Here is a 9,057-nt window from a genome sequence, read left to right as displayed (position 1 = left end):
GCTGCCGGATGGGCATCGCGCCGATCTGGTCGCTGCCGCGCTGGCCGCGCGGATCGTGACGTTGCCGGTCGCGTTGCGGCGCACCCTGACCTGGGCGTGCGCGCAGGCCCGCCCCAATTGCACGGTCGCGCAGATCACCGGCGTACCGTGGGGCACGTTCCACGACGTCGCCCGTTAGAACACTGCAGTGGGGAAGGATGTCTCGAAATGATCGATCATGTCTACATTTCGGTCACGGACATCGAGAAGTCGTTGGCCTTCTACGTCGAGGCACTGAAGCCCATCGGCTGGCGCGAATTCGGGAACTACGACGCCGCGTCTGGACCCGACAACGTCCCGGATCTGTTCGGTCTCGGCGACGACGCATACATCTCCGGCACCGGAGTCGGATCGAGCATCTGGCTGCGCCAGCGCCAGCGCGGCGAGACAGGTCTGTACATCGGCATCGTTTGCGATACCAACGAAGCTGTTGACGCCGCCTACCTCGCCGCGATCAACGCTGGTGGCATCGACGAAGGCGGGCCAGCGGACCGGACATATTTCGCCCCAGGCTACTACGCCGCCAATGTTGCCGACTTCGATGGCAACCGTCTGGAGTTTGTGCATAAGGCCTGGAACCCCGCGCGCTAGGGCCGCAGGCCAGCAGCCGAACCAGCCTTGCAGCCCTATCCGGTATTCGGCAGAAGCGGATGTCCTGGGCCGCAGTGAGTCTCGACCGCCGGTTGCGCACGCTCCGCGGCATAGCGGATGTTCGTTCGGGCTGGACGCCACCTGTCGCAGGTCCATTCTTCGACACCCTTCATCGTCACTGCTGCGCCAGGCTGTCCTGGCGACTCCGGCGGCCGGGGCCGATGCTTTTTGACCGAACGATTCGCGAGACCCCCGCCATCCCGCCCCGAATTCATCAAGGGACACAGGGTGTTTCGTCCACCCATGGAAAGATCGACGTACGATCAGCGCGGTATGGGAGCCATTACGGGACGTTTCCGGGGCACTTTGGTCAGGCCATTTGGCTGCGCTTGTCGAGTGGTGGACCGATCCGTCTCGCGTTCGCCCAGCCGCCCCAATGCGCTGCGCATCGACGCAGTTCAGAGTGCCCTTATCCATCTGGATCCGGCAGTGTGACCTCTGCGGGAGAGCGGTCGAATCCAAGCCCGCGCCAGCTCGGATGACGCAGCCCTTCTCCAGTGAAAACTGGGGAATGCAGGTATCTGAACCACGCGCTATTCCTCTGGATGAAGGCTAGGGTCTGTCCGGTGGGTCCGCAGGGAGCGCCTTGTTCGGCTCCTAAGCTGTGGTGCTATGGGGAACGAGCTCACTCACGAGGGCAGCGCCTTCATCAATTTTCGGGACTACAAGTTCCAGGATTCGAGGTCGCATGGCTCCAGGTGGGTCGATATCAAGCAACTGCGGCTCCCCGCAGAGTCTGTCGGCGATAGGGAGCTGCTCGCCGCACTCATCGGGCATGAACAGTTCCAGGACGACTATGCAGGTGGTGGAGTGCTGTCGGAGGGACCCAGGCACGGCCCGTATTGGCTGAGGCTGGTCACACCCGACGTCTACGAGACCATCAGCCGGGAGAAGGGCGTGCACATCCTCCGGGAGTGGGTGGACCCGCTCTGGGACGTGCCCGCCGAGCTGGAGGCTGATCTGCAGCAGGAGGTGTTCGGCCGCTTGGCCGCGGCAGACCACATCTACTACCTGAGCGAGCTCGGGGACGAGGCCATCCATGACTGGGGGCGTGTGCACGACTACTTCCACGAATTCGTGCTCATCGACCGCTCGGCGGGGCAGATCACACTCCTCGTCGCAGCCGACGACTGAGCCGACCGTCAGATATGCCACGGAGGACGTGCGTGCTCCACCAGCTCGTCGAGGTCGGCGAGCGCGATCTGGGTGATCATGACGCCCAGGTTCGGCACCTGAATGTGGGACTCCACACGGAGGTGACCTCGCTGATCCCGGCCGATACGGACTCCGGAGGCCTGTATCGGGGTGTCGGCCCGACACCTACGAGGGCCACCGATTGTAGGTGCCCACCTCTGGCGAGGCGAACAGCCCGATGAACGCCGCACGGTCTCGGGCCTCGGACTCGCGGAGCACGAGTCGCTCGGTCCTGATCGGGGAAGGTGGCCAGGCGACGGGTCCGAGCTCGGACATGCCGGCCAACCTAACAAGCAGGATCGGTGACGTCATCTGTGCAGGCCGCAAGCGGTCCGGCTCGATATGACACCTAACTGATCTCGATGCCTCCACCCAGCTCGCGGGCGCGTTCGGCTGCGGCTTCGATGTTCGACAGGCGCTCGGAGATCGCATCCATGTACCACTCATGGGTGTGCCGATCCCCATCTCCCGGTGGGGCGATCGCATCCAATTTCGCCCGGATAACCGAGCACTCGTGCAGGAACTCTCCGATGGCGTGCGGAAGCACAGTGAGGTCACCGGTCGCCAGGACAGGGAAGAAGGAGGCACCCAACGCCCGGACAGCGTCCGAGCCCCACACCGTCGTTCGCCATCTTTCAAACCCCGCGAGGTCTGCGCCCTGCTCGAGAGGGTCGAGAAAACTCATCTCACGGTTCGCGTCGAGTATGTAGGTATGCACCAGCAGGCTCACTGGTCAAGGATGCGCTAGCACGGTGCGGCGCTGTTCGGCTCGGCGAACCTAGCGATCCGGACAGCAGGGTAATCGGCAGAAGCGGACGTTCGGTAACCGCGCGCCCAGCGGCACAAGAGGATGTTCGGCTCTGTGTAGTGGCAACACCCTCTTTGGCATGCCCTTCCTCCACAGCGAGCGGCTTGTATGGGGAAGAAATAGGGGAAGACGCCCAAAGTATCCGCACCATCATCGACACTGACCAGTGGTGCTTGTCCTTCCGAACAGTCGATCGCCGCTATCGCCGATGTCGACAACAGTCCGTGGCCGAGCTGTCATGATCATTGGGGTGGCTTCGAGCCCACGCCAGGTCCTGTCAGCTTCTGAAAGGAACCCCGGTCATGCCCACAGGTACTGCACAACATCTGTTCGTGAGCAGCAATGATGTGGTGGTCAGGCCGATAGGCGACGACCCCGATCACACGAGCCCCGGTGACGGGACCAGGGTCAGGCCGATAGGCGACGACCCCGAGCACACGAGCCCCGGTGACGGGACCAGGGTCAGGCCGATAGGCGACGACCCCGACCACGCCAGTCCCGGTGACGGGACCAGCGGCAGGACCCAGATGATTCACCGCATTGTAGGCGCGGTTCTCTTCACCGCCGCTGTCTCAGCGATGACCTGCTCCGTGATCGCGGCTGAGTTCCCGCAGCAGCCGAAAGAACCCTCGCCTAGAGGGACTGAGCAGGTACCGGTCACTGTCACCTATACCGGTGGTGGCAACCCTAATCCTGGGCCTGGGCCTGGGCCTGGGCCTGGGCCTGGGCCTGGGGGAGACAAGACGGTCACTATCGTTGTCACTAATCCTGGATCGCCTGCGACGACGGTCTATAAGCCCGTCCCCGGAGGTGATGGGGGAGCGCCGCCGCCGGTAATCATCACCTATCCCGGTGGCAGTGGTGGCAACCCTAATCCTCCGTCTGGGCCTGGAGGAGACAAGACGGTCACCGTCGTTGTCACCAACCCGGGTTCGCAGCCTGCCACCTACACGAAAGTTATCGAGAGCGGAAACCCAGTGACCGCCCCAGGCGGGGGATCGGGGGGCAACCTGCCCGGCCCCGGCGGGGACAAGACGGTCACCATCGTTGTCACCAAAGAAGGATCGCCCAATCCCCCCAACACCGTCACGAAGACAGCGGAGCACGGAAACCCGGTTACAGTCACGGTCACGAAATAGCAGCCGTCAGACACAGAAGGAAGCACACCGCCGATGCCGTATAGGGGTGTCTGAACGCCGTGCCATTTGCTTCCTGCTCGGCGAATTCCGGCCTGACCGGAGATAGGGCCCGCGTCTTCGCCACTATCGGTGGTCACCTTCGATAGCTACGTGTTGCCGAGTCCGGGGATGTCGCGAGACCGACCCAACGGTTGCCTCTGGTGATGCACGGTATTCGGCAGTTGCGGACGTTCGAGAACGCGCGCCATGCGGCAAAGTAGTGCGTTCGGCAGCCGAGAACTTCCTGGATATGTATGTGGTCACCTGATCAGGTGCGATGTCCGCTCGGTCGTATCGCGACGAGCTGAGATCACAGTCGTGCGTGGTCAGAAGCCTGGGTCTGCTGCACTGTCAGGTCACCCTTCACACCATTGCTCACGCCCACGGTCACGTCATTCTCCAGGGTGTGATCGTGTGAGACCCATTCCGACCCGGTTCAGTATCTGGCCGAGTAGGTGGAGAGTTCGGGCTGGTGTCGGCGCTCCGCGGGAGGTGCCCCTCCAGTAGGCGGCGGTGAATGACTCGACGGCCGCGAGGGTCTGGTCGTCGTTCCCGGCGGCCAGTACCAGAATGAAACGCACGTAGTCGCCGATGTCGGTGCCTCGTGGGTGCTGCTCGACAAAACCCTGAAGCCGCGGGGTCAAGGCGGGCAGCGTGCGGGCTGTAGGGAACACGACGGCGAGGCCCGCGAGTGCCAGCCGGACCGCCGGACATTCAGGTGCCCACCGGGCGAGCAGGTCCGGGGTGCAAGACCGGACCGCCTCGCGGGCTCGGTCTTCGCTCCCGGGATCTGCGTACCGTGGTGTGTCGGGCCAGCAGTCGGCCAGGTGGCGGTCCGCGACAGTGGCGATGCTGAACAGCAGGCTGATCGCCCGGAAACGCTGCTGCGGTGGCACCCGGTCATCGAAGGCCAGGGCCGCCAGCAGAGGGACGCCGTCGGCGGTGTGCGGTTGGCAGGTGTCCTGATGGAGGATCCCGTTGTAGAAGTCTCCGAGGAAGAACCTGTCGTCTGTCCAGGACGGGTCGGCCGAGGACTGGAACAACATCGCGGCCTGCGGTGGCCGCGGGTCTGTCAGACGGTCGGTGATGACGTCGCGGAAGACCCGCCGGATCGGCGGCTCGTCCGACAGGCTGTTCCGGTCGGAGGTGCGCATGCTCATGACCATGGCAGCCTACTGCCGTGTACATCAACCTCGACCACGACGGCGACATGCTGCTGTTCCAGTGGGGGATTTCCAGCCACGACCAGCAAGAATTCGTTTACGACATCACCCGCCAGGTGATCACCGACCACGGCAACGATGACGATATCCGGCAGCTTTCACTCACCCTGCACTATCCGGCAACTCCGACATCTCCCAGCATCGGAAACGGCAGCCGATGGTGTCCGCGCCCTGAGCAGGCCGAGGCCTTCCTCGCACTGGTGGCCCAGCACCCGGCGACAGCTCATGTCCTCACCTCGCACCCGCACCGGACCGAGCTCACCTTCGACCATGCCGGATAGCGAATCCAGATCACCTTTGGATGCACGGAATTCGGCAGTTGCGGACGTTCGCGAACGCGCGCCCAGCGGCATTTCCGGACGTTGGACTTCCATCGTTCGAAGCCGAGACTCAGAGTGCTTGCGCAGCGCATCAGCCCAGTTCTCGTTCGGTAACGGCGGCCGCCGATGCGCGCCGAGCAAATGCCGCATTCTGTGAACCGCTTCAGAATGTTCATGCCGCGAAGTTCGGGAGCCCCGTGTCAGTGGGCTTCTCTACGCTGCCGTGCATGACCCGTTCCCGAACCAGACCGCAGCACGCTCCTGACGGCCCTTTCGCCCCCGAGCTGGTCGGCACCGACCCTGCTGAGATGAACGCCCCCTCGCTATTTGGGGCCTCGCGGCCCGGCGATGGTGGGCTCTCGTCGGTGGGGATGGTGTGAGAAGTGTTCAGGCTCGATGGCGAGGTAGGTGTCTCCTACGGCCAGATCTATGTCGAGAGTGACCCCAGGGACAACGGCCGACCCATGCACGAGGCGTTTGCCGGGCAGAGCGTAGGACTGTGCGGCGCCGCGGTACCCGGCGCACTATTCCTCAGGACCGGTTTGCACACCGGCGACGTCGGCTTCACCGTCGAAGTGCGCGGCCAGGCTCCCCCGCTGGATCCGGCATGGGAAGAGGTCGTGGAGGTCTCCTTCTACCCGCTCTCGGATCAAAGCTTCCTGGTGCAGTGGGCTGGTGAGGATTCCTGGGAACTGGACTTGAAAGAAGGGCTCGACTATCGGGTGCGGTACTGCGCGCAGGGCATGGACCAGGCACGCGAGAAGGACGTCAGACTCGACGATGAGCCACTACAGGACCGTTACCTCCTACAGTTCTGGCCCGCCCCACCCGAACCGGACCGCATAGTGCGCCAGACCTCGCAAGTCGCGGCCTACTCCCATGACTATGCCCGCCGGCAACCCGATGCCGAGTTCCGCGCGCGGGCCATCATGGCGCAACGACGGGCACACCTCACCCCAGAAGGAGCCGAATCGTTTCGCGACGCCGAATCTCCAAACGGGACCGCGGATATGGCGGTCATCTCCCGCGAGGCCGATCTCCAGTCTGTCCGCGAGCAGTTGACATCGCTGAGCTCCTATCCCACAGCGCTGCCCTGGGATTGGGCCGCCACCTTCGTCGTGCCAGCCGACGATCGCGTCGGTTACCTCGAAGCGTTCCTCGAACAGATCGGTGAGCACGCCTTCGCCCTCGGTACTGTCCTGGCGTCGCTGGAATCCGGGCAAGACTACTACCTGGCCTTCGTGACACCGACCGAGTTCGAACAGCTCTCGCGGCTTCTCACCGCACACAGGATGAGCGCTGAGAGCGTGCGGTATGGCCGCTGGACGCCGCAGGTGAGCCCGGAAGACAGCGCCGCGAGCAGCGCGATCAGAGCCTGGGCCATAGCCAACGGCCACAAGGTAAGTGCAGCCCCCGGAGCGGCGATCACGGCGTCGCTCGAGAGCCCCGAGGCACCCGAGGAGGCCGGACCCGACCGGCTCACCTGACGCGTCGGATCGGCACCCGAAATCCCCGCCCGCTATCCCGTCCCCAGGGCGGGAGTGTGGGTGGTCGCGTTCCGCGCCTGGGCCACAGCCCAACCGCACACGGTAGAAGCCGGCCAGGGACAGCTCGACCCATCCTGAAATGGAGCCATGAGGGTGCGTTCGACGACGGCGTGGGGAGTGCCGGTGCCTGGTGTCGCGTCGCAGTCCAACCTCTGGCGAGTTCCGTGGTGCTCCCGCTGCGGGCGACGCCGACAGCTTGTCATTCGTTGATCTGGTGAGTTCCGCAGCAGCGCTGGCCTTTTCGGGAGGAACGGGCTGCATACGAGTTCACGCCAGGGCGCGGGCCGCTCAGCGGTGCCCGCCGGTGTGATCGTGGGAGCAGGTGTCGGTGCGGCGGCCGTCCACGGTGGTGGCCGCCTGACCCGCGCCGTGGCCTTCCAGGGCCGCGAACGGTCCGCACTGGTTGGCGGTGATCCAGACATGGACCATCGGATTGCCCGCGCCGGGGTTGATCGAGTTGGGCGGGCAATTGCCTTGGGCGTCGGTGACACCGGCGACCTGAGGACCGCCGGCGCCGGCCTTCCAGCAGAGGTTGTCGTGGACGTGCCACTGCATCAGGGGCCCGCCGTAGTCCACCAGCTCGGTGTCGTCGATCTTCTTGCCCTTGGCGATGTACATCGCCGAGACCAGGGTCCGATCGGCGCCGTCGACCTGGTAAACCAGGGACTCCGGGTGGGTGGCGTCGAGGAATCGATCGTCGCGGATGTAGCCGGTGTTGATGTAATGCTCGTAACCGGTGGCCGAGTCGCCGATGGAGCGAAAGCCCAGTGCGCCGATGGAACTGACGTCGGCGAACGCGGGCAGCTGGTCGAGGGTGCTGCGAATCAGGGCGGTCGCGCGCTGCTCCTGCGCGGCGGTCACGCCCGGCACGCCGGACACATCGACCGGGGTCGCCGGATCCCACGGCCGCGGCCATGCGGTGCCGGTCCCGTGGTCGGTGTGGTCGCCGCCGGCATGGGTGTGGTCGCCGCCGGGATGGGTGTGGTCGCCGGCGTCGTGGCTGTGCACGTGTCCGGCGCCGCCGAGCATCGCCGCGACGGCGAGGGCGCCGGCCAGACCGGCGGCGGTCGCGGTCGGTGCCGTGGGCAGTGTCGCCCCGGGGCGCGCCAGGGCGACGGTTGCACCGGCGATCGCGAGCAGCCCCAGCGCCGCGCACGTGCTGTCGAGGAACTGCGGCGCCTCCGCCGTGTCGAGGCCGTCGGGCCACGGCAGCCCCGCGAACCGGGTGTACCCCCAGATCGCCACCGCGATGAGGTTCCCCCCGATTACCGTGACCGGCATGGCCTTTCGCGTGCTCACCGACGCCAGCAGCCCGGCCGCGCATTGTGCTGCCGCGAGCACGACCATCAGCCGGGCGAGGGTGGCGTGCTCGGTATGCAGTCCAGCGGCGAACAGGTGCAACGCACCCGCCCCGACCGACGCCGCACCACCGAGCAGCAGGAATCCGTTGCGCCCACCAGTCATGTTCGATCTCCTTCGTTCGCCCTGGACGCTACTGGGCCGGGTCGGGCGTCGCTCCCATGACTTTGTGAGAGATCTCTGTGGTTTTCGCGCCCTGTCGCGGCGCCAGGCCGCGGTACACCGATCCCGAGACGGCGGCCCTTCCGCGTGCGCGGTCATCGGCACAAGAGTGTGTTCAGTCGGGTCTCGCCGGGCCACCCTGCCGGGCAACCGATCAGTGGTCTCACACCGGTCGTGTGACCAGCCGGGCGAGTGCTCGCAGATCCTCTGGCAACCGCCCCGACCCGAGCAGCAGCCGCTGCAGGGCATTCACTCATCCAGGGTAACCCTGCATGCCCACCCGATGCTCCCCCAGATCGCCGGCTCACAACCGGTTTTGTGGCATGACTACACGTGTGGCAGGGCTGGACAACCGAATCGCTCGAGTCGCTCGAGGGCGGGTGTCTCCGCCGCTGTCCGAGATGACTGATCTGTTCTGAACGAGTGAAAAGTAGCGCGCTCATCGGCAGACGCGGACGTTCGCCGAACGCGCGCGGTATGTGGCTACTTAAGACTGGCGGTAGGACCGGTGCTCGGCCAAGCTCTGGTCCAGGTGCCCGGTGAGACGCTCCCCCAATGCGGCTGCCCACCATCGTG

At 65.3% G+C, this 9,057-nt stretch carries 7 protein-coding genes; 4 read left to right on the top strand and 3 right to left on the bottom strand.

Features of this window, described 5'->3' with window-relative positions; translation table 11 throughout:
• The first annotated feature begins 207 nt into the window (after positions 1 to 207).
• Positions 208 to 630, top strand: a complete 423-nt coding sequence (locus tag ACFU4Z_RS36440; protein WP_379072921.1) for a VOC family protein — start codon at positions 208 to 210, stop codon at positions 628 to 630.
• A gap of 672 nt (positions 631 to 1,302) precedes the next feature.
• Positions 1,303 to 1,824, top strand: coding sequence for a hypothetical protein (locus tag ACFU4Z_RS36435; RefSeq protein ID WP_379072919.1), 522 nt, complete (start codon positions 1,303 to 1,305; stop codon positions 1,822 to 1,824).
• A gap of 409 nt (positions 1,825 to 2,233) precedes the next feature.
• Here ACFU4Z_RS36435 and ACFU4Z_RS36430 read toward each other — a convergent pair whose 3' ends face one another.
• The gene (locus tag ACFU4Z_RS36430) at positions 2,234 to 2,614 is read right to left on the bottom strand and encodes a hypothetical protein (protein WP_379072916.1); all 381 of its coding nucleotides are present in this window, start codon (positions 2,612 to 2,614) and stop codon (positions 2,234 to 2,236) included.
• A 1,648-nt stretch (positions 2,615 to 4,262) separates the two neighbouring features.
• Positions 4,263 to 5,030 carry a hypothetical protein gene (locus tag ACFU4Z_RS36425; protein WP_379072914.1) on the bottom strand — a complete coding sequence of 256 codons (768 nt, stop codon included), beginning with the start codon at positions 5,028 to 5,030 and terminating at the stop codon, positions 4,263 to 4,265.
• 20 nt (positions 5,031 to 5,050) lie between these two features.
• On the opposite strand from ACFU4Z_RS36425, the gene ACFU4Z_RS36420 reads away from it, so the two are divergent.
• Together ACFU4Z_RS36420 and ACFU4Z_RS36415 are read left to right on the top strand one after the other, a co-directional pair.
• A complete protein-coding gene (locus ACFU4Z_RS36420) occupies positions 5,051 to 5,374 on the top strand; it encodes a hypothetical protein (protein WP_379072912.1) in 324 nt (107 codons plus the stop codon).
• A 422-nt stretch (positions 5,375 to 5,796) separates the two neighbouring features.
• A complete protein-coding gene (locus tag ACFU4Z_RS36415; protein WP_379072909.1) occupies positions 5,797 to 6,900 on the top strand; it encodes a hypothetical protein in 1,104 nt (367 codons plus the stop codon).
• Positions 6,901 to 7,248: 348 nt separating this feature from the next.
• Here ACFU4Z_RS36415 and ACFU4Z_RS36410 read toward each other — a convergent pair whose 3' ends face one another.
• On the bottom strand, positions 7,249 to 8,424 hold the full coding sequence (locus tag ACFU4Z_RS36410) for a hypothetical protein (protein WP_379072906.1): 1,176 nt from the start codon (positions 8,422 to 8,424) through the stop codon (positions 7,249 to 7,251).
• Positions 8,425 to 9,057: the final 633 nt, after the last annotated feature.

The sequence above is a fragment of the Nocardia sp. NPDC057440 genome, from assembly GCF_042802915.1.
GTDB lineage: Bacteria > Actinomycetota > Actinomycetes > Mycobacteriales > Mycobacteriaceae > Nocardia.
The sequence above is the reverse complement of the archived record's forward strand: the minus strand, read 5'-3'. Positions and strand labels throughout refer to the sequence as shown.

What these genes read in the sequence shown, in the direction of transcription:
- ACFU4Z_RS36440 (WP_379072921.1), top strand. Translation starts at nt 208, where the DNA reads ATGATCGATCATGTCTACATTTCGGTCACGGACATCGAGAAGTCGTTG.
- ACFU4Z_RS36425 (WP_379072914.1), bottom strand. Translation starts at nt 5,030, where the DNA reads ATGAGCATGCGCACCTCCGACCGGAACAGCCTGTCGGACGAGCCGCCG.
- ACFU4Z_RS36435 (WP_379072919.1), top strand. Translation starts at nt 1,303, where the DNA reads ATGGGGAACGAGCTCACTCACGAGGGCAGCGCCTTCATCAATTTTCGG.
- ACFU4Z_RS36410 (WP_379072906.1), bottom strand. Translation starts at nt 8,424, where the DNA reads ATGACTGGTGGGCGCAACGGATTCCTGCTGCTCGGTGGTGCGGCGTCG.